Origin of the sequence: Rhodococcus sp. NPDC058532, from assembly GCF_042719255.1 — a bacterium.
Lineage (GTDB): Bacteria > Actinomycetota > Actinomycetes > Mycobacteriales > Mycobacteriaceae > Rhodococcus_G.
The window spans coordinates 37,580-62,922 of record NZ_JBHXNU010000005.1 but is presented as its reverse complement, the minus strand read 5'-3'; the positions used below and the strand labels follow the sequence as shown (position 1 = coordinate 62,922).

Here is a 25,343-nt window from a genome sequence, read left to right as displayed (position 1 = left end):
GGTCGGGAGTTTCCGGGGGTCCGGCGCCGGATTAAGTGCCGATAACTTGCCTTATGACATTATTGCAGGTGACGTCCGCAGTTCACCATCCTGCTGACACCGGTCACTCCGCGCACACGGGAGCGCCGGGGAAGGGTGCCGCCCCGGCTCGGCAGCCCACCTCCGAGACCGCGGCCATCCGTGCGAGGGGGTCCCGGATCTCGAGTGCGGGCACCAACCCCCGATCCAGGACCGCCGTCCGTGCCTCGGGGGAACCCGCGTGTGCGTCGAGCACGCCGCGGGCCCGGGCGAAGGCGAGCAACTCGTCGTAGACCATCGCGAGGGCGGCCTCGGTCGTCCTGTCCCCCGGGGTGAGCGAGTCGAAGTCCTCACCCGTCTCGTACTCGTGGCGCAGCGCGTGCGGCCCCTGGTCGCAGGACGGCGTGTTCAACTCGACCCGGAACGCTGGCTGTTCCGGTGTCGGCGGCACGGTGGTTCCCGCGTCGACGCAGGCGTGGTGCGAGATCCGGTCGGCGAGCGCGTGCAGGTAGATCCCGATTCGTGCGTTCGCTGCCTGGTCACCGATCCACGAGTCGAACCGGTCGGACCTGACGTCACCGGAGACGACCTGCTCCCCCGTCGCGTTGGTGAACGGCACGGCGACGGGAGCGACAACGCTGTACTCGCCGTCGATCGGTACCGGCGACGGGTCCGCGTAGCAGGCGGGGCCGGTACCGAGATCGCCAGCGGCCGACGCGGTGGTGAACCCGCCCGTGCACAGCGGGGCGTCGCCGCCGGGACCGGCCATTGCCCAGCGGCGCAGGTGCGCGAGCATCACCTCGTGGCGCGGGTCGGTGACGTCCGGTCGTAGGCCCTCCTGCGGCGTCGACGGACCCAGGGTCGGCGGGAAGTGGAACAGGAACCCGCCGGTCGCGAAGTGCGTTCGCACCAGGCCACCGATGTCCCTGGTGGTCAGGGTGTCGGCGCCCGGCACGGGCCTGCCGTCGACGTCCCGCGGTGTGAAGGTGCCCAGATCGGTCGCCTCGTCGTAGGCCGCGATCCAGTACGCGTCTCGTTCGGGGAATCCGGCGGTGCGGGCCAGCAGATAGGTGGCGTCGGCGTGCACGAGACTGCGGCCGCCGAGGGGCTGACGCAGGGTGTAGCCGTACGCGAGGAAGGCCTGCAATCCGCACGCCGGAGCGGTCGGGATGTCCGTCGGGCACGGTGGCGGCAGCGGGCCGCAGTTGTGTGCGGGCACGCCCTCCTGCGAGTAGCAGACGTCCTCGGCGAAGGCATGTGCCGTTGGCGCGGGCGCAGCGGCGAACGCTGCCACGATGCAGGCGCACGCACACCGGCGGCCGAATGTGCTCATGGGACCGGCCCCTTCGACGTCGACGACAGGGTGCACTGCAGGTAGTCGCCCGCCCGGATCCGCCGCAGCACCGACCGCGCTGGCCACGGCGCCCACCGCGCCCCCGGGTCCGTTCCCCGGCGCGGATCGGTCAGGGTCAGCAGGCGGCCGCGGGAGGCGATGTCGACCCGACCCGCCGCGACGACATTGCGAACCCAGTCACTGTCGGGACCGTAGGTCAACGCGAATCGGTAGCCGCCGTCGACCCGGAAACAGTTGACCGGCGTCCGGTAGAGGCGGCCCGAGCGGCGGCCACGGTGCAGCACGATCGCGAATCCCGGCAGCCATCCGGCGACCGGGAGCACCAGGCGATTGGTCACCATCGCGTTGAAGCGGGCGAGCCGCCTCGGGAGAGGCACCCGGTCAGCCTAACCCGCCTGAGACGATGACCCGATGGAATCGGACCACGGACCCCGCCCGCCCATCCCCGCGCCGGACGAGGTGGTCGCCGTCTACGACAAGGCCGGACTGGTGATCGGTTCGGCGCCGCGGTCCCGGGTGTACGCCGAGGGCCTCTGGCACGCGAGCGCCGGGGTGCTGTTGCGCTCGACCGACGGGCGCCAGCTCTACGTCCACCGCCGCTCCCCCGACAAGTCCGTCTTCGCGGGCATGCACGACTGCCTCGCCGGTGGCGTCGTCGATCCAGGCGAAACCCCCGCCGCAACCGCAGCCAGGGAACTCGAGGAGGAGCTCGGGGTCCGCGGCATCGACCTCACCCCGCTGGCGCGGCTCGCCTGGGACGGGACGTGGGCGGGCAGGCCGCTCCGCTGCCACCTGTTCGCGTTCGAAGGCCGGTGGGACGGTCCGGTCGTACACCAGCCGAGCGAGGTCGTCGACGGCTGGTGGTGGACCGGCGACGCACTGCGCACCCACCTGGCCGACCCGGAGTGGCCGTTCGTTCCGGACACCAGGGCGCTGCTCGCCGACATCGTGCTGTGAGGGCGCCGCGGCTTCGCGGGTCGGGCCAGACCCGGTGCCGTGCCATTGTCATACCTGTAATATTGCAATGTTATGGCAGCGTATGAGAGCACAGCCGGGAGTTCACGGGACCGCGAGGCCGTGCGGGACGCCGTCCTGTCCGCGGCGATCGCGGTCGTCGTCGAGGAGGGGCCCTCCGCGTTGACCGTGCGCCGACTCGCGTCCGACGCGCACACCTCGACGATGTCGGTCTACACGCATTTCGGAAGCGTCGGCGGGGTCGTGGGCGCCGTCGTCGAGTACGGGTTCGGGTTGCTCGGCCGGACGATGGCGGCCGCTCCCCGATCCGGCGACCCCCTCGCCGACCTGTTCGGTATCGCGCTCACCTATCTGGCATTCGCGCGAGACCACCCGCGGCTGTACACGACGATGTTCCAGCACACCTCCTCCGACCGGGGCCCGGGCCGACGAACGGACGTCGTCGGGACGGGGGCACCCATCGAGGCGCACGGGGGCGGCGCGGCCTTCGCGACGTTCCTCGCCGCACTGTCCGGGACGGGTCCCGGTCGGCAGGCAGGCCCCGAGGAGCACGACGCGCAGCGGTTGGCCCTCGCCGCGGAGCTCTTCAGCGCGCTGCACGGCAACGCGATGCTGCGGATCGCCGGCCATCTGGACACCGCGGACGACACGGTCGCCCATTCACTTCTCGTCGCCCTCGCCGTCGGGAACGGCATGAATCGAGAGTCAGCGATCCGCGCGCTCGAACGGGCTCGGGCCGTCAACGGGAGGGCCTGACACGCAGGCGCGGTGGGTACGACGCCTCCGCCGCCCCCACCGCGCTCGGCGCTGACCGCCCTCCGCTACAGGTACTGACCGGTGTTCGACTCGGTATCGATCGCCCGGCTCGCGCTGGCGTTCTTGCCGGTGACCAGCGTGCGGATGTAGACGATCCGCTCCCCCTTCTTGCCCGAGATGCGTGCCCAGTCGTCCGGATTGGTGGTGTTGGGCAGGTCCTCGTTCTCGGAGAACTCGTCGACGATCGAGTCGAACAGGTGCTGCACGCGCAGGCCGGGTGCGCCGGTCTCGAGCACCGCCTTGATCGCGTACTTCTTCGACCGATCCACGATGTTCTGGATCATCGCGCCCGAGTTGAAGTCCTTGAAGTACAGGACCTCCTTGTCGCCGTTCGCGTACGTCACCTCCAGGAACCGGTTCTCGTCGCTCTCCGCATACATCCGGTCCACGACCCGCTCGATCATCGCCTTCACGCACAGCGCCCGATCACCGCGGAATTCGGCGAGGTCGTCGGCGTGCACCGGAAGCGTCTCGGTGAGGTACTTCGAGAAGATGTCCTGCGCGGACTCGGCGTCCGGGCGTTCGATCTTGATCTTCACGTCGAGCCTGCCCGGTCGCAGGATCGCGGGGTCGATCATGTCCTCGCGGTTCGACGCACCGATCACGATGACGTTCTCGAGGCCCTCCACGCCGTCGATCTCGCTGAGCAGCTGCGGAACCACCGTGGTCTCAACGTCTGACGACACCCCGGACCCGCGGGTCCGGAAGATCGAATCCATCTCGTCGAAGAACACGATCACCGGGGTGCCCTCGGACGCCTTCTCCCGCGCGCGCTGGAAGATCATCCGAATGTGCCGCTCCGTCTCGCCGACGAACTTGTTCAGCAGCTCGGGGCCCTTGATGTTCAGGAAGTACGACTTCGCGTCCTTGGCATCCTGACCGCGCGCCTCGGCGATCTTCTTCGCGAGGGAGTTCGCGACCGCCTTCGCGATCAGGGTCTTGCCGCAGCCGGGCGGACCGTACAGCAGCACACCCTTCGGCGGACGCAGTGCGTACTCGTGGAAGAGATCCTTGTGCAGGAACGGCAACTCGACGGCATCCCGGATCTGTTCGATCTGCCTACCCAAACCGCCGATGTCCCCGTAGTCGACATCCGGGACCTCCTCGAGCACGAGGTCCTCCACCTCGGCCTTCGGGATCCGCTCGAAGGCGTACCCGGCCTTGGTGTCGACCAGCAGCGAATCACCGGGCCGCAGCTTGCGGGTCGGTGAGTCGATGTCCTCGTCGTCCGGGTGCAACGTCTCATCCGAGGCAGCGACCGCCAGCGGATGCGCGAGCCAGACGACGCGTTCCTCGTCGGCATGCCCGACCACCAGTGCGCGTTCCCCGTCATCGAGGATCTCGCGGAGGCTGCAGATCTCTCCGATCCGCTCGAAGGTGCCCGCCTCGACGACCGTCAACGCCTCGTTCAGCCGCACCGTCTGCCCCGGCTTGAGCTCGTCGGTGTCGACGTTCGGCGAGCAGGTGAGCCGCATCTTCCGTCCCGACGTGAACACGTCGACCGTCTGGTCGTTGTGCGCGCAGATCAGCACGCCGTAGCCGCTCGGGGGTTGACCGAGGCGGTCGACCTCTTCCCGCAACGCGATCAGTTGCTGGCGCGCCTCCTTGAGCGTGTCCATCAGCTTCGAGTTGCGAATCGACAGGGAATCCACGCGTGACTCGAGTTCACGCACCTGCTCCGGAGACTGGGCAAGTTGTCGGCGAAGTGCAGCGGCCTCAAGCTTGAGGGCCTCGAGTTCCGCCCTGGCAGCCACCGAGTCCGGATTCTCTGTTGCGCTCATGTGCGACTCCTCCCAGTTCGATCCCTCAACGCTACCGCCGTGCCCACGAAAGTGTGTTGCGACACTTGGGACATCGCACAATCTGGGACGGTGCAGGTCACCACCGACACCCCACCAGCCATGTTAGCCTCACCTACATTGCTCCCGGTCCCGGCAGGAGCGCCCCTCACAGGAAAGAGTTCCCCGTGATCACCCGTACGACACTCATTGCCACCGGAGCCGTCCTCGTTGCACTCGGGCTCACGGCATGCGGTTCCGACGACGCCGCCGACACCCCGGCAACGAGCACCGCGAGCAGCACCGTCGCCGACGCGACCACCAGCGCGAACACCGCAGCCGCAGCGGCCGCTCCCGGCGCCGAGACGCTGAACGCGACGCTGGCGACCTTCTTCGACCCCGCGGTTCCCGCTGCCGACAAGGTCGTGCTGATCGAGGACGGCGAGAAGCAGGCCGCGGTCCTCGAACAGTTCAACGGCGTGCTGCAGGGCTACCCCCTGACCGCCGACGTCACCAAGGTGGTCGCGGTCGACGACGACACCATCACCGCGACGACCACCATCGCGGGTCCGCACGGCGGCGCCCCCGTCGAGGTCACCTTCGACGAGCACGACGGCGCCTGGATCATCTCCGACGACGCGGTCTGCACGATCCTCGGCATGGGCCAGCTGACCTGCGTGAAGTAGTCGCCTTCGGCAACTGTGCGTGAGTTTTACCCCGACCGGGGTAAAACTCACGCACGGGCGCGCAGCGCAGCGCAGCGCAGCTAGCCCTTGCTGGGGCGGCGCTGCGGCTTCGGGGTCACCGTGCCCTCGGCGAGTCGCCGGGCGCTGACGAGGAAGGCTGTGTGCCCCTGCATCCGGTGTTCGGGGCGCACCGCGAGGCCGACGACGTGCCAGCCGCGCACGATCGACTCCCAGGACCGCGGCTCGGTCCAGCACTCCTGTTCCCGCATCGCCTCGACCACCTTCGACAGCTGCGTCGTGGTCGCGACGTAGACAATCAGGACCCCGCCGGGGACCAGCGCCTTCGACACCGCGGGCAGCACGTCCCATGGCGCGAGCATGTCCAGCACCACCCGGTCGACCTGCCCGTGCACGTCGGCGTCATAGTCGGCGAGATCGCCGATGGCCAGCTCCCAGTTGTCGGGGCGGCCACCGAAGAAGGTTTCGACGTTGCGGACCGCGTGTTCGGCATGATCCTCGCGGACCTCCCACGAGGTGACCTTGCCCTCGGGCCCGACGGCGCGGAGCAGCGAGCAGGTGAGCGCACCGGAACCCGCGCCCGCCTCGAGCACTCGGGCACCGGGGAACACGTCCCCCTCGTGCACGATCTGCGCGGCATCCTTCGGGTAGATGACCTGGGCTCCTCGCGGCATCGACAGCACATAGTCGACGAGCAGCGGGCGCAACGCCAGGTACGGGGTGCCGTTGGTGGAGGTGACGACGCTGCCCTCGGGCGTGCCGATCAGGTCGTCGTGCAGGATGCCGCCGCGATGTGTGTGGAACTCCTTGCCCGCCTCGAGCACGACGGTGTACTTGCGCGCCTTCGCATCGGTGAGTTGGACCCGGTCCCCGACCCGGAACGGTCCGGTCGGTCGACCCTGCAACGCTGACATCTCGCTTGCTCCTCTGCGGTTGTTCCCGGCGACCCGTGCACCGGCCCCGACGGCGTGTCGGACCCCGCGCATACCCTGCCAGGTGTGAGCAGCCCCCCGATGACGCACCCCACCGAACCAGCGCCCGCGCCCGCACGCTCACGGCCCGCGCTGTCCCCGTCACGCGCAGGCGACTTCAAGCAGTGCCCCCTGCTGTACCGCTTCCGGGCCATCGATCGGCTTCCCGAGAAGCTGACGACCGCGCAGGTCAGGGGCACGCTCGTGCACGCGGCCCTGGAGTCGCTCTACGGATTGCCTGCTGCCGGGCGCGGTCGGGAGACGGCGGTGACGCTCGTCGAGCCTGCCTGGGACCGGATGCTCGAGCAGTCCCCGGAACTCGCCGAGGTGGTCCCTGCCGACGACCGCGACCGGTTCCTTGGTGACGCCCGGCGCATCGTCGAGGACTACTACCGACTCGAGGATCCGACGGCGTTCGACCCCGAGGCCTGTGAGCTGCGGATCGAGACCGCTCTCGCGGACGGGGTCCCGCTCCGCGGCTTCGTCGATCGGGTCGATGTCGCACCAACCGGCGAGGTCCGGGTGGTGGACTACAAGACCGGTCGGGCCCCGCGGGAGGGGTTCGAGCGGACCGCCCTGTTCCAGATGAAGTTCTACGCGCTGATGCTGCTGCAGACCCGCGGCGTCGTCCCGACCCAGTTGCGCCTGCTGTACCTCACGGAGGGCGAGGTCCTCACCTACACACCGGATCACGACGAGCTGCGTCGGTTCGAGCGCACGTTGAGCGCGATCTGGCGGGCCATCCTCGACGCCGGGCGCACCGGCGATTTCGAGCCGAGTCCCGGACGCATGTGCGGGTTCTGCGACCATAGGGACCGCTGCCCCGCGTTCGGTGGTTCACCGCCGCCCTATCCGGGTTGGCCCGATCCGGGCGACGGCGGGGTGGTCGACACGGCAGAGTGAGGAGTCCCCCTGTGAATGACACCGCCCCCGGTGCCTATTTCGTTCCGCTGGAACCGCTTCCGGACGGCACGGCGCGGTTCCGGCCGACCGGGCACACGCTGAGCACCTGGTCCGGCGACATGCAGCACGGCTCGCCGCCGTCGGCCCTGCTCGTGCACGCGCTGCGCCGCCACCAGGCGCGACCGGACACGCGGCTGACCCGCGTGGTCGTGGAGATCCTCGGGCCGGTGCCGTTGACCGAAATCCGGGTGCGGGCGTGGACCGAACGCCCCGGACGCCGAATCGAACTCGTGGTCGCCGAGCTGTCCGCGGAGGGGCCGGACGGCAGCTGGCGCGCCGTTGCCCGCGGCACCGGGTGGCGGCTGCAGACGGCCGACACCGCGGCGATCGCGCATGCCGCCGACCCGGCGATCCCGCCGCGGACGGCGGACCCGTCACCGCTGCCCGACAACAGCTTCTGGCACACCGGGTTCATCGACTCGGTCGACTGGAACTGGCTGACCCCGCTCGGTGCGTCGGGCCTCTCCCACGCCTGGGGCAGGCCGACCCCCGTCCTGGTGGAGGGACTCCCGCTCGACCCGATCGAGCGGCTGTTCCTGATCGCCGACACCGCGAACGGCGTCGGCAGCAAGCTGGACCCGGCAGCGTGGACGTTCCTCAACACCGATGTGACGGTGCACCTGTTCCGGATCCCGGACGGGGACTGGATCGGGGTGTCCGCCGAAACCTCCTACGGCCCGGACGGGGTCGCGATGTCCTCGGGTGTCCTGCACGACGATGCGGGTCCGGTGGCCCGGGTGACGCAGACGGTGCAGGTACGCGCCCGCTGAACCCGCCGACGGCCCGCACCGGTAGCGGTGCGGGTCGTCGAGGGCGCCGTCAGAATCCGCGGCAGGTGCGGATGTCGGTGGCGAGGATCGCCTTGGCTCCGATGTCGGCGAGCCGGTCCATCATGTCGTTGCTGCCCTTGCGCGGCACCATCGACCGGATTGCCACCCACTGCTCGTCGGCGAGCGGGGCGACGGTCGGCGATTCCAGGCCGGGGGTGATGGCGACGGCCTCGGCGAGCCGGTCCCGCGGGCAGTCGTAGTCGAGCATCACGTACTGCTGGGCGCGGACCACACCCTTGACGCGGGCGATCAGCTGGTTGCGAGCCTTGTGGTCCTGGTCGGAGCCCGCCCGCTCGATCAGCACCCCCTCGGAGTCGCACAGCGATTCGCCGAACGCCGCCAGGTTGTGCTGACGCAGGGTGCGGCCGGAGCCGACGACGTCGGCGATCGCGTCGGCGACACCGAGCTGGATGGAGATCTCGACGGCACCGTCGAGCCGGATCACGGTGGCCTCGATGCCGCGGCGGGCCAGGTCGGCGCGCACCAGGTTCGGGTAGGAGGTGGCGATGCGCAGGCCCGCCAGATCCTGCGGCGTCCAGTCCTTCCCAGCAGGGGCGGCGTATCGGAAGCTGGAGCGGCCGAATCCGAGCGACAGCCGCTCGGCGACCGGCGCACCCGAGTCGAGCGCGAGGTCGCGGCCGGTGATACCGAGGTCCAGTTCACCGGATCCGACGTAGATCGCGATGTCCTTCGGGCGGAGGAAGAAGAACTCCACCTGGTTGGACGGGTCGAGCACGGTCAGGTCGCGGGAGTCGGTGCGCCGCCGGTAGCCGGCCTCGCTGAGGATCTCGGCGGCCGATTCGGACAGGGAGCCCTTGTTGGGCACTGCAACGCGCAGCATGATGGTCCTTCCTTCGAAGGCGAGAGGTGTGATGCGGGGAGTCGCGGCGGTGCCGCGCACGAACAACAGCGGCGGTGCCGCTCACAGATGTCGGTAGACGTCCTCGAGCTTCAGTCCGCGGCCGACCATCAGGACCTGCACCCAGTACAGCAGCTGCGAGATCTCCTCCGAGAGTTCCTCGTCGCTCTGGTACTCGGCGGCGATCCACACCTCGCCGGCCTCCTCGATCACCTTCTTGCCCTGGGCATGGACGCCGGCGTCCAGTGCGGCCACGGTGCCGGAACCCTCGGGGCGAGTGGCGGCACGGTCGGACAGCTCGGCGAACAGCGAATCGAAGGTCTTCACGGGTCGCCATTGTTTCACAGCGTCACCGGGTCGCCGCTGCCGCACTCAGCGTTCGGGACGGGTCAGCGTCGGTGCGCTGTCGATCAGCGTCCGCGTGTACGGCTCGAGTGGTCGCTCGTAGACGTCGGAGGTGGGCCCGCACTCGACGATCCGGCCGCGGTGCATCACCGCGACGACGTCGCAGACGTGCCGGATCACCGCGAGATCGTGGGAGACGAGCAGCAGGGTCAGGTCGTGCTCGGTGACCAGCCTCGCCAGCAGGTCGAGGACCTGCGCGCGCACCGACACGTCGAGGGCGCTGACCGGCTCGTCGGCGATCAGGAGCCGGGGCCGGGTGATCAGGGCCCGGGCGATGGAGATCCGCTGGCGCTGACCGCCGGAGAACTGGTGCGGGTAGCGCTGCGCGGCGTCGGGGTCGAGTCCGACGTCCGCGAGCATCGTCGCGACCAGTGCGGCGACGTCCGCGGCGGGCCTGCCGCGTCCGCTCATCGGCTCCGCGACGATGTCGCCGACCCGCATCCGGGGGTCCAGGGAACCCATCGGGTCCTGGAACACGATGGACACGTCGCGGCGCAGGCCGCTCAGGTCGCGTTCGGCCGCGCCGACGAGTTCGGTGCCTGCCACCCGGATCGACCCCGATGTCGCGGTATCCAGCGCGCACAACAACCGAACCAGCGTCGACTTGCCGCTGCCGGACTCGCCGACGATGCCGAACCGTTGACCGGCGGCGACGTCGAACGAGACGTCGACGAGGGCGGGCACCGGCGCGGGCCGACGCACCAGCGACGCCCGGGTGCCGCGGTAGGTGCGGCTCACCGCGCGGGCCGCGATCAACGGGACGGCCTGCTCGTTGAACACCGGCGCCGACGACGCGTGGACGGTTGCCGCGGACTCACCGTGCTGCAGCGTCGACGCGTCGAGCAGGGACCGCGTGTACGGGTGGGCCGGGTCCGCGAACACCCCGGCAACCGGACCCGACTCGACGACGACGCCGTCCCGCATCACCAGCACCCGCTCGCACAGGTGCGCGACGACCGCCAGGTCGTGGGTGATCATCAGCAACGCGGTGCGGTGCTCGCGGACCGTGCTGTCGATCAGGTCAAGGATCTGCGCCGCCGTGGTCACGTCGAGTGCGGTGGACGGTTCGTCGCAGATCAGCAGCCGCGGCGTGTTCGCCATCGCGATCGCGATCAGCACCCGCTGCCGCTGCCCGCCGGACAGCTCGTGCGGGTACGACCGCGCGATCCGTTCCGGATCCGGCAGGTTCACCGACACGAGCAGGTCGTGGACCGCGACGCGGCGGTCCACCCGACGCAGACCGTCCCGGTGCAGCGCCAACACCTCGCCGACCTGGTTGCCGATCCGCATCAGGGGATTAAGCGCACTCATCGGTTCCTGGAACACCATCGCCACGTCGTCGCCGCGCAGTCGCGTCCACCCGCGTTCGGGCCGGTCGAGGAGATTGCCATCCACCCCACCCAGGCGCACCGACCCCGTCGCGGTCAGCTGGTCCGGCAGCAGACCCATCAGGCTCAGCGCGGTCAGCGACTTGCCCGACCCCGACTCCCCGATCAGCCCGACCCGCTCCCCCGCGTCGAGCCGGAACCCCACCCCGGACAGCAGGTCCCGATCGTCGATGCGGACCCCCAGCCCGGACACCTCCAGCAGCGGTGCACCGGCTCCGCTGGCCCCGTTCATCGCGCCACCTTCGGATCGAACCGGTCCCGCAGACCGTCACCGAGCAGATTGAACCCGAGCACGGTCAGCGCGATCGCCAGTCCCGGCCACAGCATCACCATCGGCTGTTGGTACAGGTACGGCTGCGTCTCCTGCAGCATCCGCCCCCACGACGGGGTCGGCGGCGGGGTGCCGAAACCGAGATACGACAGTGCCGCCTCGGCGAGCACCGCCAGCGCGAACGTCACCGACGCCTGCACGATCAGGTCACTGGAGATGTTCGGCAGCACGTGCCGCCGCGCGATCGCGCCGCGGCCGAGACCGCTCGCGCGGGCCGCGAGAACGTAGTCCTGCGCCATCACCTGCCTGGTCCCGGCGCGGGTGATCCGCGCGAACGCCGGCGCCGACCCGATGCCAAGGGCCACCATCGCCGTCACCGTCGACCCGCCCGCGATTGCCGCGAACACGATCGCGAGCAGCAGCGCGGGAAACGCGAGCAGGACGTCGACCCCGCGCATCAGCACCTCGTCCGCCGCACCGGGACGCATCCCCGCCGCAACCCCGATCGGGATGCCGATCACCGCGGCCACCGCCACCGCGACACGCCGACGAGCAACGTCGTGCGGGCACCGACCAGCAGGATGCTGGCGATGTCGCGGCCGAAATCGTCGGTGCCCAGCCAGTGCGCCGCGCTCGGCGCCGCCAGGCGCGCGGACGGATCCACCACGGTCGGGTCGAACGGCGTCCACACCATCGACACCAGCGCGGCGAGCAGCACCACGCCGACGAGTAGGCCGCCGACGACGAGCGTTCCGGGCGGCCGTCTCATGCATTGCTCCGCAATCGCCTCATGCATTGCTCCGCAATCCGTCTCATGCATTGCTCCGCAATCGTGGATCCACCAGGGTGTGGACGACGTCGACGACCAGGTTCACCACGAGCACCAACAGCACCAATACCAGCACGATCGACTGCACCGCGCCCATGTCCCGCTGCCCCACCTTGTCCAGCAGCAGGCTGCCGAGCCCCGGCACCACGAACACCCGCTCGATCACCACCGCCCCGATCAGCAGCGTGCTCAACTGCACACCCGCGACGGTGATCACCGGGACCGCCGCGTTCCGCACCCCGTGCCGGAGCAGCGCCCGGGTGCGGGTCAGGCCCTTCGCCCGTGCCGTCCGGAGGTAGTCCTCCCCCAGTTCGTCGAGGACCGCGGACCGCACGTACCGCGTCAACACCGACCCCTGCACCAGCCCCAACGCCAGCGCGGGCAGCGCCAGGTACGACAGGAATCCGCCGACCCCCTCGATCGGGGCCTGCCAGCCGCTGGACGGCAGCCAGCCGAGCTCGACCGCGAACACCGTCGACAGCAGCACCCCGGCGAGGAAGGCGGGAATCGCGATGCCCACCTGGCTGATGCCGCCGATCGCGACCCCGTCCGGCTTCCCGGCCCGCACCGCCGACACGACCCCGAGGGGCAGCGCGATCGCCAACGCGACCACCATGCCCGCGCCGACCAGCCACAGCGTGACCTGCAGGCGGTCCAGGACCTCGGGCCCGACCGGCTGCCTGGTCAGATAGGAGTCGCCCATGTCGCCGCGCAGCATCGCCCACATCCACATCGCATACCGCTGCGGGAGGGACACATCCAGACCCATCGCCGCCCGCTCCCTGGCGACCGCCTCCTCGGATGCCTGCACCCCCAACGCGATCCGCGCGGGATCGCCGGGGAGGACGGCGAGCAACGCGAAGACGAGTACCGATGCTGCGGCGGCGGTCACCGCGAAGATGCCCAGCCTGCGGGCGATCGTCACCAGCATGCGCTACCCCCGCCGCACCCGGGTCAGGTCCATCGCGAGACCCGTCGCGTTCCGCGGCAGACCGGTCAGGTCCGAATCCGCCACCACCAGCAGCGGAAACAGGAACAGCCAGTCCGCGGCCGCGTCGTCGGTGATCGTCCGGGCCACCTCCCGCATCCGGGTGAGGTACCCCGCGTTGTCGGCGGCGTCCGCCTCCGCGAGCAGCGTGGTCACCGCGGGGTTGTCGTAACCCCAGTAGTACTTCGGGTTCCCGAACGTGGCGATGTCGTGCGGTTCGACGTGCTGCATCACCGACATCTGGTAGTCGTGCCGGGTAAACACCCGATCCAGCCACACCGCGGGAAACTCGACCGGATCGATCCGGACCCGGAATCCGACCTGCTGCAGTTGCGACGCGACGACCTGGGCGGCGGCGCTCGCGTACGGCAGATTCGGAACGTCGAAGCGCACCACCGGGTTCGGGGTTCCCGCCTCGGCGAGCAGGGCCCGAGCCCGGTCCGGGTCGAACGGGTACGCCCCGGTCAGGTCCTCGAACCACGGATCGGTCGGCGGCACCATCGACCCGATCAGCTCCCCGTAGCCGGCGTACGCGGTGGCGCGTACCGCGTTCCGGTCAACGGCGTGCAGGACGGCGCGGCGGACCCGGATGTCGTCGAACGGGGCGACGGCACCGTTCATCGACAGCACCACCTCCCCGTTGGTGGTTCCCTCGGTGACGGTGAACCGGGGATCGCCGGTGAACTGGCCGAGCAGTTGCGGCGCCCCGAGGCTGAAGATGGCGTCGACGCCGCCGCTGCGCAGCGCGTTCGCCTGCGCGGTCGCATCCGCGAAGTAGCGCAGTCGGACCGTCGTCATCGCAGGCGGTCTGCCCCAGTAGCGGGGATTGGCCCGCAACTGCAGCTCGGACCCCGGGTTCCAGCGGGCCACCGTGTACGGGCCGGTGCCGATCGCGGTGGATGCCAACTGGGTGACGCCGGTCGGGCTGAACATCGCCCCGATCGGTCCGGTCATCGCGAACAGCCACTCGTTGCTCGGCCTGGTCAGCACCACCCGGGCAAGATCCGGGCGCGGCGTCTCGACCCGATCCACCACGGCCATCGCGGCCGGCGAGTTCGCGGTCCAGTCCGTCTGCACCCGCTCGATGCTGAACTTCACGTCGTCGGAGGTGAACGAGGCGCCGTTGCTGAACGTGACGTCGCGGTGCAGCGTGAACTCGTAGACGGTCCGGTCCGGGCTCACCGTCCACGATGACGCGAGCAGCGGAACGATCGCGCCTGCATCGTCGACCCGGACGAGACCCTCGTACACGTTGCCCAGCAATGCCTGTGGGATCGCGGCGCCCGCGGTGCGGGTGAAGTCGAGGTTGTCGGGCTTGGCGGTCAACGCCACCGTCAACGTGTCCGGACCGCCGCTGCCCGACAGCCCGGCCCCCGCCGCGCACCCGGCGACCACCAGCACGGTGACCGCGCCGAGCGCGGCGGCCCTGCCGAGGCGGGAGATCATGACCGCGATCCTGCCACGGCCGGGCCGTCGGTCAGGGTTCTGCGGCTGGTGAACACGCGGGGCGCGCCGGTGACCGGGTCGGTGAACCGGATGCTGCGGGCGAGCAGCCGCAACGGGTCGGTGAAGTCGTCGGGCGCACGGTCCCGCAGCGTCGGGTAAAAGTCGTCGCCGACGATCGGTGCCCCCAACGAGGACAGGTGCAGGCGCAGTTGGTGGGTGCGCCCGGTCGTCGGCACCAGCCGATACCTGGCGTGGTCGCCGACCCGCTCGATCACCTCGATGTCGGTGTGCGCGTTGGGATCTCCGGCGACCTCCCGCGCCGTCGGCTCGCCGTGCCGCTTGTCGATGCGGCTGCGGACCGTCATCGGGAAGTCGTGTCCCGGCAGGAACGGGGCGAGCGCCTCGTACTCCTTGACCACCCGGCGCTGCTCGAACAGCTGCTGGTACGGCCCGCGCAGTCGAGGGTCGTAGGTGCAGACCAGGACCCCCGCCGTCATCCGGTCCAGTCGATGGACCGGCACCACGTCGGGCAGGTCCAGTGCACGACGCAGCCGCACCACCACCGATTCCCGGATGTGCCGCCCCCGCGGGATGGTGGCGAGAAAATGCGGCTTGTCCACGACGAGCAGCCCGTCGCCGTGATGCAGGATGTCCACCGCGAACGGCACCGGCACCTCGGCGGGCGGCTCCCGATAGAAGTACGCCAGCAGTCCGGGCCGAGCCGGGGCCGAGGGCGGTAGCGGCCTGCCGGTCCGGTCAACGACCTCCCCTGCGACGAACCGGGCGTCCCAGTCGTCGTCGGGGGCGAGCGCACGCAGGTGGTCACCGACCGTCGGGTACGCACCGGTCAGCCGAATCCGGTCGGGGCCGAGGCCGTCCCGCAGCGGCAGGGGTGGCGGTGCCGCCGTCCGCCGACGTCCCATCGTCAGGCGTCCGGGGCGCAGACCGCGCAGAGCAGCGTCTGCGCGCGGCCCTCGGCGGTGGCATGGTCGACGTGCCGTGCGGTGGGTGCGCCGCACCCCGTGCACCGGCCGAGAACCGCGGCATGGTCGGAGAAGTCGACCGTCTTGCGGCCGTCGAACACGTACAGGGAGCCGTCCCACAGCCCGTCGTCGCCGAAGGCCTCGCCGTACCGCACGATGCCGCCATCGAGTTGGTACACCTCCTCGAATCCGCGCCTGCGCATCAGCGCGGACAGCACCTCGCAGCGGACCCCGCCGGTGCAGTAGGTGACGACCGGGCTGGACTTGAGATGGTCGTAGCGTCCGCTGTCGAGTTCCGACACGAAGTCGCGGGTGGTGGCGACGTCCGGAACGACGGCGCCGCGGAACCTGCCGATCTCGGCCTCGAACGCGTTGCGACCATCGAAGAACACCACCTCGTCGCCGCGGCGCTCCACCAGGTCGTGCACCTGCTGCGGCGACAGGTGAGTGCCGCCGCCGACAACACCGTTCTCGTCGACGGTCAGCTCATCCGGGGCACCGAACGTGACGATCTCCGGACGCACCCGCACCGACAGCCGCGGGAAGTCGTTGCCCTGCCCGTCCGACCACTTGACGTCGGTGTCGGCGAACGCCGCGTACTCGCGGGTGCCGCGGACGTACCGCTTGACCGCGGCAACGTCGCCCCCGACGACACCGTTGATGCCGTGCTCCGACACCAGGATTCGTCCGGTCAGCCCGTTGGCCGACGCCAGCGCGTGCTGCCACAACCGGATCGCGTCCGGGTCCGGCAGCGGCGTGAACCGGTAGAACAAAACAATCTTCGGGATCGCCACGTGCGCCCCTACACCGGGGCGAGGGCGTGCAGCGCGGTCAAGTCCGCGGCGGTGAGCCCGACCAGCGTCTCCCGGAAGACCCGCCGCGGACCGGCGGGCACCGCGACCAGCGACGGCACCACCAGCACGGCGCACCCCGCCGCCTCGGCGGCCGCCGCGCCGGTCGGCGAGTCCTCCACCGCAAGGCAGTCCCGGGGCCGGAGCCCGAGCAACTCCGCCGCCCGCAGGTACGGTGCCGGATCCGGCTTGCCCGCCGCGACCTCGTCGCCGCAGACGGAGTGGTCGAAATGCTCGCGTCCGAGGGTGTCGAGCGCGTACTCGCACAGCACCCGCTCGGTGTTGGTGACCAGCACCGAACCCAGCCCGCTCGCGCGGACCAGGCCGAGCGCTTCCCGCGCCCCGGGCCGCCACGGCAGCCCGTCCGCGAACATTCCCGCCATCCGGGCGTACAGCCAGGACTTGGCCTCCGCCAACGCTTCCGGACTCCGGTCGAGTCCGAGCGAGTCGAAGATCGTCGCCAGCGCGAACGGTGTCGACGAGCCGATCGTCGCGATCCGGGTCTCCTCCGACATCGGGCCACCGAGGTGCTCGGACAGTTCCCGGACCCCGATGTCCCAGAGGTTCTCCGACTCGAGCAGCGTGCCGTCCATGTCCCACAGGACGGCACGCAATGCCGATCCCGTCACCGTCTCAGTCACCATCGTTCGAACTTCACCTTCTGATGTTCCATCTCAGCCATACGCGCCCAGCTGTGTGTCCCGTGTCCAGATTCCGACGTCATCGACCTGCCAGTTCATCCGCCTGCAGTAGATGCGTCGTTCCGTGAGGATCAGGCTGTCACCGGTTCCCATTCCCCGCGACAGTCGGTCGAGCAAGGATTCGTCGGCACCACCGACCAGCTCGCTGATCAGGCGGGAATTCCAATCGATCTCATGTGGAATCCAGGGCGTCGCGCCGTCGGCGACCTTCCGAAGCGTGTCGACGAACCGTTCCGCCGTCGTGCGGCGGTCACCACCGCTCTGCGCAATGAAGTTTCCCGTCTCGACAACGGTGGTGACCGGGAGCAGCATCGGGACCTCTGCCTCGACCAACTCTCGAAACTCAGCCGTCACGACTGCTCGATCCTGATCCCGACCGGGCACCGCCAACAGGTTGCAGAACACCGACGTGTCCACGAACACCGCACGTGCAGAGGTACGCACCATCAGTTGAGTCCGAAGAGTTCGTCGAAGGCCGAGGCGTCGACCGCGTCACGCTCGGGCCGGGTCAGCCGCCCTTGCGTCACGTTGTCACCGATCGAACCGGTGGCCATCGCCCGCAGATAACCAGGCAGATCCGGTAACGCAGCGAGGCGACTGTTTCCCGAATCCCGGTCTCGGAAGCATACGACGATCGCGTCGTTGAGGTCACCTTCCGCGGCGTCGAGCAGCGCCGGACTGTGGGTCGTCACAAGCACCCGCTTACCGCGCTGCTCCCCCGCCGTTCGCAACAGATCGAGGACCCGACCGGCCTGTGACGGGTGGAGCCCATTCTCAACTTCCTCGACGATGAGCAGTGGTGTCCCGGCCGTTTCGTCAGGAGAGGGCGCACCGGCGATGTCCAGTCCACCCCGGTCCGACAGGAGCGCTGTTCCGACCGCCAGCACGCGCAGCAGGCCGTCACTCATTACGCGTGCCGGAGTCTTCTCGACGCGACCGCTGTCGGGATGACCCCGCCGTTCCACCAACGCGATCATGACGTCGTCGAGATCACTGCTCACCGAGTCGATGTCGAGGACCCACTCGTCCACGACCTTCTGCGCCAAGTCGACGAGCGCGGCGAAGTCGCCGGGCTGATCCGCCTGCAACTCGACGAGACTCGCCGACAGGTTCTCTGCATGTCTCCGCAGCTGAACATCCTTGCGGGGCACGAACTCCCGCATACGAGACGGCACCGGGTCGAGGTGGTAGACCCCGGCCAGAGCGGCACGCACCGCGTCGACGGCCGCACGAACACCCCGGTGGGTCTGGTTGTCCTTGAGCACGGATGGAACCTGGGTCAGCACCGCCCGGTCGCGCCACAGGACGGTCGGCGGATCGATGCCACGCTTGCCGCTCATGATGCGCGCGGTGATGCTCGGGCCGACACCGTCGTCGGTCACGAACAGCGTCTGCACCTTGCGGGCGGACCGCAGCACGAGGCTCTCACCGTGGATGTGGAGATGGTCGCCGGTCTGCACGTCGACGTCCCACCGGATTTCATCGCCGCCCACCGCCACCGTGCAGCCGAGCGCGAAGCGTTCGGCGCCGTGAGGCGGGCACCCGGCGGACCCGCCCCGCACCGGGCCCTCCGCCTGCCTCGTCGTGTCGAGGGCATTCGCGAGGTTGTCCCCCGTCGCGATGCGTGCCAGGACGCCGATCGCGTCAAGTGCGTTCGACTTGCCCGCACTGTTCAGCCCCGTCAGCAGAGTCACCGGCCGGATCGGCAACACCTCGCCCGCGAAGGACTTGAACGAGGTCAGCCGGATCTCGACCAGCGTGGGCACCCGATCCGTCATGGAGTGCACGCTACCAGCGCATACGACGGCATCCGCCGCACCGCATCAGACACAGCGGCGGTGCCGATCTCAGACACATCGGCGGTGCCGATCTCAGACATTGAAATACTTCGCCTCGGGGTGGGTGAGGACGAACGCGTCGGTGGACTGCTCCGGGTGCAGCTGCAGTTCCTCGGACAGCGTCACCCCGATCCGCTCCGGTTCGAGCAGCTCGACCATCTTGCGGCGGTCCTCGAGTTCCGGGCACGCGCCGTAGCCGAACGAGTAGCGGGCGCCTCGGTAGCCGAGCTTGAAGTACTCCTCCACATCGGTCGGGTCCTCGGTCGCGACCGCGGCACCGCCCGGCATCGTCAACTCCTCGCGGACCCGGCGGTGCCAGTACTCGGCGAGGGCCTCGGTCAGCTGCACGCCGATGCCGTGCACCTCAAGGTAGTCGCGATAGTTGTTGGCCGCGAACAGCTCGTTGGCGAAGTCGGCGATCGGCTGCCCCATCGTGACCAGCTGGAACGGCAGCACGTCCACCTGCCCGGACGCGCGGGCGTCCTCGCGGGAGCGGATGAAGTCGGCGATGCACAGGAAGCGGTCCCGCTGCTGGCGCGGGAACGTGAACCGGTAGCGCTCGTTCGCGTCGGCGTCCGGTGCGTCGAGGACGACGACGTCGTCGCCCTCGGAGACGGCAGGGAAGTACCCGTACACGACCGCCGAGTGCGCGAGGATCCCCTCGGCGGTGAGCCGATCCAGCCAGTGCCGCAGCCGCGGCTTGCCCTCGGCCTCGACCAGTTCTTCGTAGGTCGGCCCGTCGCCGGCCCGCTGCCCGCGCAGACCCCACTGCCCGAGGAAGAGTGCCCGCTCGTCGAGCAGGCCCGAGTACTCGGCCAAGGCGACGCCCTTGACGATCCGGGTGCCCCAGAACGGCGGCGTCGGCACCGGCAGATCGGCCGCCACATCGGAGCGCTCGGGCACCTCGATCGGCACCTCCGCGGCCTTGCGGGCCTCCGCGATCCGCTTGGACCGCTCGTGCCTGGCCTTGCGTTCGGCGGCCTTCTCCCTCGCCGCGATCGCTTCCGGGCTGTCCGGGTCGGGGCCCTCGCCGCGCTTGGTGGCCATGATGGTGTCCATCAGGTGCAAGCCCTCGAACGCATCGCGTGCGTAGCTGACCTCGCCCTGGTAGACGTCGGCGAGGTCGTTCTCCACGTATGCCCTGGTCAGGGCCGCGCCGCCGAGGAGCACCGGGAACTGGTCCGCGACTCCCTTCGCGTTGAGTTCCTCCAGGTTCTCCTTCATCACCACCGTCGACTTCACCAGCAGCCCGGACATGCCGATGACGTCGGCCTTCTTGTCGACGGCCGCGTCGAGGATCGTGGCGATCGGCTGCTTGATGCCGAGGTTGACGACCTCGTAGCCGTTGTTGGACAGGATGATGTCGACGAGGTTCTTGCCGATGTCGTGGACGTCGCCCTTGACGGTGGCGAGCACGATCCGGCCCTTACCGGCCTCGTCGGTGGCCTCCATGTGCGGTTCCAGGTGCGCGACCGCCGCCTTCATCACCTCGGCGGACTGCAGCACGAACGGCAGCTGCATCTGCCCCGACCCGAACAGCTCACCGACCGTCTTCATGCCGGACAGCAGGGTGTCGTTGATGATCTCCAGCGGCGGCCGGACCGTCATCGCCTCGTCCAGGTCGGCCTCGAGACCCGCCCGTTCCCCATCGACGATGCGCCGGGCGAGCCGCTCGAACAGCGGCAGCGCCGCCAGCTCCGCGGCCCGCGACTCGCGTGCGGACGCCGCCGAGACGCCCTCGAACAGTTCCATCAGCTTCTGCAGCGGGTCGTAGCCGTCATGGCGGCGGTCGTAGACCAGATCGAGGGCGGTCTCCCGCTGCTCGTCGGGGATCCGCGCCATCGGCAGGATCTTCGAGGCGTGCACGATCGCGGTGTCCAGGCCGGCCTGCACGCACTCGTGCAGGAACACCGAGTTCAGCACCTGCCGCGCGGCCGGGTTCAGGCCGAACGAGATGTTCGAGATGCCGAGGGTGAAGTGGATGTCGGGGTGCCCCGCCTTGAGCTGCCGGATCGCCTCGATCGTCTCGATGCCGTCGCGGCGCACCTCCTCCTGCCCGGTGGAGATCGGGAAGGTGAGCGCGTCGATGATGATGTCTTCCTCGCGCAGGCCCCAGTTGCCGGTGATGTCCGCGATCAGCCGCTCCGCGATCCGCACCTTGTGCTCGGCGGTGCGGGCCTGACCCTCCTCGTCGATGGTGAGCGCGACGACGGCCGCGCCGTGCTCCTTGACCAGCCGCATGATCCGCTGGAACCGGGAGTTCTCGCCGTCGCCGTCCTCGTAGTTCACCGAGTTGACGGCGCTGCGGCCGCCGAGGTGCTCGAGGCCCGCGCGGATGACCTCCGGTTCGGTGGAGTCGATCATGATCGGCAGCGTCGACGCCGTCGCGAAACGGCTTGCCAGCGCGGCCATGTCGAGCGCACCGTCGCGGCCGACGTAGTCGACGTTGAGGTCGAGCATGTGCGCACCGTCGCGGGTCTGGTCCTTCGCGGTGTCGATGCACTTCTGGTAGTCCTCGGCGATCATCGCCTCGCGGAACGCCTTGCTGCCGTTGGAGTTCGTGCGCTCGCCGATCACCAGGAAGCTCGCGTCCTGCTCGAACGGCACCGCCGCGTACAGCGACGACGTGCCCGGCTCCGGGGCCGGGGTGCGCGCACCGCGTTCGACGAGCCGCACGGCCTCCGCGACCGCCGAAATGTGTTCGGGCGTGGTGCCGCAGCAGCCGCCGACCATCGACAGGCCGAACTCGGCGACGAAGGTGCTCAGCGCCCGCGCCAACTCCTCGGCGGTGAGCGGGTATTCGGCGCCGTTCGCGCCGAGTACCGGCAGACCGGCGTTCGGCATGACCGACACCGGCAGCCGCGAATGCTTCGACAGGTGCCGGAGATGCTCGCTCATCTCGTCCGGACCGGTCGCACAGTTGAGGCCGATCATGTCGATGCCGAGCGGTTCCAGCGCGGTCAGCGCGGCGCCGATCTCGGAGCCGAGCAGCATGGTTCCTGTGGTTTCGACGGTGACGTGGGTGATGATCGGGATCCGGCGGCCCGCGCGGTCCATCGCGTGCTGGCTGCCGATGATCGCGGCCTTCACCTGCAGCAGGTCCTGACAGGTCTCGACGAGGATCGCGTCGGCACCGCCGTCGATCATGCCGAGAGCCGACTCGGTGTACGCATCGCGCAGCACCGCGAACGGCGCGTGCCCGAGGGTGGGCAACTTCGTTCCCGGACCCATCGACCCGAACACGAACCGGGCCATGCCGTCGCGGCCCGGCCCCATCTCGTCGGCGACGTCACGGGCGATGCGGGTGCCGCGCTCGGACAGGTCCCGGATCCGGTGCGCGATGTCGTAGTCGGCGAGGTTCGGCAGGTTACAGCCGAACGTGTTGGTCTCGACGGCGTCGGCACCGGCCTCGAAGTACGCGGCATGAATGTCGCGAAGCACGTCGGGACGGGTCTCGTTCAGGATCTCGTTGCAGCCCTCGAGGCCGAGAAAGTCGTCGAGGGTGAGGTTCGCGGCTTGCAGCATCGTCCCCATGGCACCGTCGCCGATGACAACGCGCTCGGTGAGCGCATCCAACAGGGCGGAATGGAATGGGGCAGACATGCCGTCCAGAGTAGTGGGCGCCCCGGACCGCCCTGGCCGTAGGCTGGGCAGGTGAGTCCAACCGAACGCTCCGGGGTTCCCGACGACATGCCGGACGACGACGTCCCCACCCTCCGCGACCCCATCCTGGTGGCCGCGTTCGAGGGCTGGAACGACGCGGGCGACGCCGCCAGCGGGGCGGTCGAACACCTCGAACTGATCTGGGACGCCCGACCTCTCGCGGAACTCGATTCCGAGGACTACTACGACTATCAGGTGAACCGGCCGCAGGTGCGGCAGGTGGACGGCGTCACCCGGGAGATCCAGTGGCCCGCGACCCGCATCTCGGTGTGCTCACCGCCCGGCAGCAAGCGTGACGTACTGCTGCTGCGCGGCATCGAACCGAACATGCGCTGGCGCAGCTTCTGCGACGACCTGCTTGAGATCATCGAGGACCTCGGCGTGACCACCGTGGTGATCCTCGGCGCCCTGCTCGCCGACACCCCGCACACCCGCCCGGTCCCGGTGACGGGCACCGCATACAGCACCGAGTCCGCGCAGGCATTCAACCTCGAGCAGACCCGCTACGAGGGCCCGACCGGGATCACCGGGGTCCTGCAGGACGAGTGCGTCAAGGCGGGTGTCCCCGCGATCTCGTTCTGGGCGGCCGTCCCGCACTACGTCTCGCAGCCTCCCAACCCGAAGGCGACGGTTGCGTTGCTCCGCCGCGTCGAGGACGTCCTCGACGTCGAGGTCCCGCTCGGGGAGCTGCCCGGGCAGGCCGAGGACTGGGAGGAATCCGTCACCGAGATGACCGAGGAGGACGAGGAGGTCGCCGAGTACGTCCGCTCCCTCGAGGAGCGCGGCGACGCGGAGGTCGACATCTCCGACGCCATCTCCAAGATCGACGGTGACGCGATCGCCGCCGAGTTCGAGCGGTACCTGCGCCGACGCGGCCCCGGCGGCTTCGGTGGCATCTGAGCGGCGGCGGTCGTCACGGCACGTCCTCACCCAACGCCGGGTCACCCCCACCGCGACCCCCGCTCTCGGTACGACGGTGCCGATACCCCTCGAAGGTCGGATCCCACTCCGCCCGCCACTCCTCCAGCTCCCGCACGTCCCTGGCCACGATCATCCCGTGCAGGATGCCGAACAGCTCGTGCAGGTGATGTCGATGGTTGACCCGCGGGGTGCGCGCCGGATCCACCTGCGCCGGTGGCGTCCACTCGGTGCGGCCAGGGTGATCCGATCCCTCCCGCGCGACATTGGTTCGCCAGCCGCCCGGCCCGTCATGGACCAGCGCATGACATGCATCGCAGACCAGGTCGAGGTTGTCTATGTCGGTGCGGCCGTTTTTGTCCCACTCCTGCAGGTGATGCACCACGGTCATCGATGCAGGCGCATCACAGCCCGGCCGAGTGCAGCCCCTCGATGATGCGATCAACGCCAGCCGCTGATCCGCCAAGGCGAGGCGTTTTCCTCGCCCGAGATGCAGCGGCCGACCGTTGCGGCCGAGAACCAGCAACACCGGATGGGCGCGTTCCGCCAACCTGAGGGCGTCGCGGATCGGGACGATCCCGCCCGACGCCGTCGTCACCACCCCCGACGCCTCCTCGACCTGCTGCAATGTCATGGTGATGATCGCGGTCACCGGCAACCCCCGATGACGACCAAGGGCGCCGGATCCGAGGAGCTGTCGCAGGCCGACCTTGAGTGCGTCGTGGTTGCGTTGGGCTGTCGTGCGAGTGTCCCGGGACGCCGCCTTCGCCAACGCCGTCTGGTCGAGCCCATCGGCGGTCACGTCCCCGGACGGGGAATCGGGATCGTCCGGATTGTTCATGCCCTTACGGGCCATCTTCGCCAACAGCGGTTCGAGCAACGCCCGGGCCTCCGGATCCAACAACCCCGAGATCGGCGTCATGAGGTCTGCCCGCTGCTTCCCGACCCGCACCCCACGCTGCCGCGCCCGATCCGCATCGGAGAAGTTGCCGTCCGGATTCGGGTACGCCAACAGTTCCATCCCGGCAGCGAGGACATACTTCGGGTCCGCTTCCCGCGCCACCATCGCCAGGGTCGCCTCCGCGGCCTCTCGTTTCGTGGTGTCGACGGCAGCGGGGACCTGTCGCATGATCTCCCGCACCGCCTCCACATGCGACAGCCCGACCGCTCCCTCACGCAACGCCCGCGCGGTGTGCGGCAGCGTCGGCCGCTGGACGTCACCGCGCATCCCGTGCCAGGTGCCGGTGCAGCGCGCCGACCGCAACCGTGCCTGCGCCTCACCCGCGGAGACCCGCAGCGTCTTCACCAGGAACTCGACCGGCTTCAGGTCGACGTCGCCGGGCAGCGCCCGCTCGACCGCCTCGACCAGCACCCGCTGCCCCACCGCCGTGAGCCCGCGTGCCGACCCCTCCACCCGCTGCAGCACCTCGACGACCTCGTCGTTCGACAGGCCCGCCAACCCCTCCCCGAACAGTGCTTCGACGGCAGCGTCGAGGGCCGACAGGTGCGCCCCGACCTGGTCCATCGCTGCCGTCGGACTCATCCCGTCACCCCCTGTCTCATCCTCGGCCACCGTCATCCTCAGCGACCGTCATCCTCAGCCACCCCTGCTTCGAATGTCTGTTCTACGTTACGCCGCCCCGCCGACACGTTTCCGCGACCAACCCCGAACCCTCAGGTCACCCCGGAACTGTGCGTGATGTTCACCCCTATCGGGGTGCACATCGCGCACCGGCGGCGAAGCCGCAGGTGACAGAACCCTGACAACACCGCATCCACGCGGGTGAGCACTTC

General features: G+C 69.6%; 22 protein-coding genes and 1 pseudogene. 6 read left to right on the top strand and 17 right to left on the bottom strand.

Annotation, left to right across the window (positions count from 1 at the left end; genetic code table 11):
* Nucleotides 1-103 precede the first annotated feature (103 nt).
* Both ACFWQG_RS08185 and ACFWQG_RS08180 read right to left on the bottom strand, forming a co-directional pair.
* Entirely contained in the window at nt 104-1,351 is a 1,248-nt protein-coding gene (locus ACFWQG_RS08185) for a hypothetical protein (RefSeq protein ID WP_378507098.1), read from the bottom strand.
* The gene (locus ACFWQG_RS08180) at nt 1,348-1,749 is read right to left on the bottom strand and encodes a nitroreductase family deazaflavin-dependent oxidoreductase (protein WP_378507097.1); all 402 of its coding nucleotides are present in this window, start codon (nt 1,747-1,749) and stop codon (nt 1,348-1,350) included. Before ACFWQG_RS08180 ends, ACFWQG_RS08185 begins: the two co-directional genes overlap by 4 nt.
* 34 nt (nt 1,750-1,783) lie before the next feature.
* On the opposite strand from ACFWQG_RS08180, the gene ACFWQG_RS08175 reads away from it, so the two are divergent.
* Both ACFWQG_RS08175 and ACFWQG_RS08170 read left to right on the top strand, forming a co-directional pair.
* Complete coding sequence (locus tag ACFWQG_RS08175) at nt 1,784-2,329, top strand: NUDIX domain-containing protein (protein WP_378507096.1); 546 nt, start codon at nt 1,784-1,786, stop codon at nt 2,327-2,329.
* A 120-nt stretch (nt 2,330-2,449) separates the two neighbouring features.
* The gene (locus tag ACFWQG_RS08170) at nt 2,450-3,103 is read left to right on the top strand and encodes a TetR/AcrR family transcriptional regulator (protein ID WP_378507095.1); all 654 of its coding nucleotides are present in this window, start codon (nt 2,450-2,452) and stop codon (nt 3,101-3,103) included.
* 65 nt (nt 3,104-3,168) lie between these two features.
* Here ACFWQG_RS08170 and arc read toward each other — a convergent pair whose 3' ends face one another.
* Entirely contained in the window at nt 3,169-4,944 is a 1,776-nt protein-coding gene (gene arc, locus ACFWQG_RS08165; protein WP_378507094.1) for a proteasome ATPase, read from the bottom strand.
* Nucleotides 4,945-5,129: 185 nt separating this feature from the next.
* On the opposite strand from arc, the gene ACFWQG_RS08160 reads away from it, so the two are divergent.
* The gene (locus ACFWQG_RS08160; protein WP_378507093.1) at nt 5,130-5,627 is read left to right on the top strand and encodes a nuclear transport factor 2 family protein; all 498 of its coding nucleotides are present in this window, start codon (nt 5,130-5,132) and stop codon (nt 5,625-5,627) included.
* An 80-nt stretch (nt 5,628-5,707) separates the two neighbouring features.
* Here ACFWQG_RS08160 and ACFWQG_RS08155 read toward each other — a convergent pair whose 3' ends face one another.
* Entirely contained in the window at nt 5,708-6,559 is an 852-nt protein-coding gene (locus tag ACFWQG_RS08155; protein WP_378507092.1) for a tRNA (adenine-N1)-methyltransferase, read from the bottom strand.
* A gap of 99 nt (nt 6,560-6,658) precedes the next feature.
* On the opposite strand from ACFWQG_RS08155, the gene ACFWQG_RS08150 reads away from it, so the two are divergent.
* Nucleotides 6,659-7,519 carry a RecB family exonuclease gene (locus tag ACFWQG_RS08150; RefSeq protein ID WP_378507277.1) on the top strand — a complete coding sequence of 287 codons (861 nt, stop codon included), beginning with the start codon at nt 6,659-6,661 and terminating at the stop codon, nt 7,517-7,519.
* 11 nt (nt 7,520-7,530) lie between these two features.
* Nucleotides 7,531-8,349 (top strand): thioesterase family protein, encoded by an 819-nt coding sequence (locus ACFWQG_RS08145; RefSeq protein WP_378507091.1) that lies wholly within the window; start codon nt 7,531-7,533, stop codon nt 8,347-8,349.
* A 49-nt stretch (nt 8,350-8,398) separates the two neighbouring features.
* On the opposite strand, the gene hisG is transcribed toward ACFWQG_RS08145, so the two are convergent.
* The 12 genes and pseudogenes from hisG to metH all read right to left on the bottom strand — a co-directional run bounded on the left by hisG (nt 8,399) and on the right by metH (nt 22,571).
* Nucleotides 8,399-9,250 (bottom strand): ATP phosphoribosyltransferase, encoded by an 852-nt coding sequence (hisG, locus tag ACFWQG_RS08140; protein ID WP_378507090.1) that lies wholly within the window; start codon nt 9,248-9,250, stop codon nt 8,399-8,401.
* Nucleotides 9,251-9,331: 81 nt separating this feature from the next.
* Complete coding sequence (locus ACFWQG_RS08135) at nt 9,332-9,595, bottom strand: phosphoribosyl-ATP diphosphatase (RefSeq protein WP_142100658.1); 264 nt, start codon at nt 9,593-9,595, stop codon at nt 9,332-9,334.
* Nucleotides 9,596-9,640: 45 nt separating this feature from the next.
* The gene (locus tag ACFWQG_RS08130; RefSeq protein WP_378507089.1) at nt 9,641-11,293 is read right to left on the bottom strand and encodes a dipeptide ABC transporter ATP-binding protein; all 1,653 of its coding nucleotides are present in this window, start codon (nt 11,291-11,293) and stop codon (nt 9,641-9,643) included.
* Nucleotides 11,290-12,101: pseudogene (locus ACFWQG_RS08125) on the bottom strand (ABC transporter permease). The gene ACFWQG_RS08130 and the pseudogene ACFWQG_RS08125 overlap by 4 nt, the downstream one beginning before the upstream one ends.
* A 43-nt stretch (nt 12,102-12,144) precedes the next feature.
* Nucleotides 12,145-13,092, bottom strand: coding sequence for an ABC transporter permease (locus tag ACFWQG_RS08120; protein ID WP_378507088.1), 948 nt, complete (start codon nt 13,090-13,092; stop codon nt 12,145-12,147).
* Nucleotides 13,093-13,095: 3 nt separating this feature from the next.
* Nucleotides 13,096-14,595 (bottom strand): ABC transporter substrate-binding protein, encoded by a 1,500-nt coding sequence (locus ACFWQG_RS08115; protein ID WP_378507087.1) that lies wholly within the window; start codon nt 14,593-14,595, stop codon nt 13,096-13,098.
* Nucleotides 14,592-15,518, bottom strand: a complete 927-nt coding sequence (locus ACFWQG_RS08110) for a pseudouridine synthase (protein WP_378507086.1) — start codon at nt 15,516-15,518, stop codon at nt 14,592-14,594. Before ACFWQG_RS08110 ends, ACFWQG_RS08115 begins: the two co-directional genes overlap by 4 nt.
* Nucleotides 15,519-15,520: 2 nt before the next feature.
* Nucleotides 15,521-16,372 (bottom strand): rhodanese-related sulfurtransferase, encoded by an 852-nt coding sequence (locus ACFWQG_RS08105; RefSeq protein WP_378507085.1) that lies wholly within the window; start codon nt 16,370-16,372, stop codon nt 15,521-15,523.
* Nucleotides 16,373-16,380: 8 nt separating this feature from the next.
* Complete coding sequence (locus ACFWQG_RS08100; RefSeq protein ID WP_378507084.1) at nt 16,381-17,073, bottom strand: HAD family hydrolase; 693 nt, start codon at nt 17,071-17,073, stop codon at nt 16,381-16,383.
* Between the two features lie 30 nt (nt 17,074-17,103).
* Nucleotides 17,104-17,577, bottom strand: coding sequence for a hypothetical protein (locus ACFWQG_RS08095; RefSeq protein WP_378507083.1), 474 nt, complete (start codon nt 17,575-17,577; stop codon nt 17,104-17,106).
* Nucleotides 17,577-18,896, bottom strand: coding sequence for an AAA family ATPase (locus ACFWQG_RS08090; protein ID WP_378507082.1), 1,320 nt, complete (start codon nt 18,894-18,896; stop codon nt 17,577-17,579). Before ACFWQG_RS08090 ends, ACFWQG_RS08095 begins: the two co-directional genes overlap by 1 nt.
* 105 nt (nt 18,897-19,001) lie before the next feature.
* On the bottom strand, nt 19,002-22,571 hold the full coding sequence (gene metH / locus ACFWQG_RS08085; protein WP_378507081.1) for a methionine synthase: 3,570 nt from the start codon (nt 22,569-22,571) through the stop codon (nt 19,002-19,004).
* An 87-nt stretch (nt 22,572-22,658) separates the two neighbouring features.
* Between metH and ACFWQG_RS08080 the strand changes: the two genes are divergently transcribed.
* The gene (locus tag ACFWQG_RS08080) at nt 22,659-23,531 is read left to right on the top strand and encodes a PAC2 family protein (protein WP_378507276.1); all 873 of its coding nucleotides are present in this window, start codon (nt 22,659-22,661) and stop codon (nt 23,529-23,531) included.
* Nucleotides 23,532-23,544: 13 nt separating this feature from the next.
* Here ACFWQG_RS08080 and ACFWQG_RS08075 read toward each other — a convergent pair whose 3' ends face one another.
* Complete coding sequence (locus tag ACFWQG_RS08075) at nt 23,545-25,092, bottom strand: DUF222 domain-containing protein (protein WP_378507080.1); 1,548 nt, start codon at nt 25,090-25,092, stop codon at nt 23,545-23,547.
* Nucleotides 25,093-25,343 lie beyond the last annotated feature (251 nt).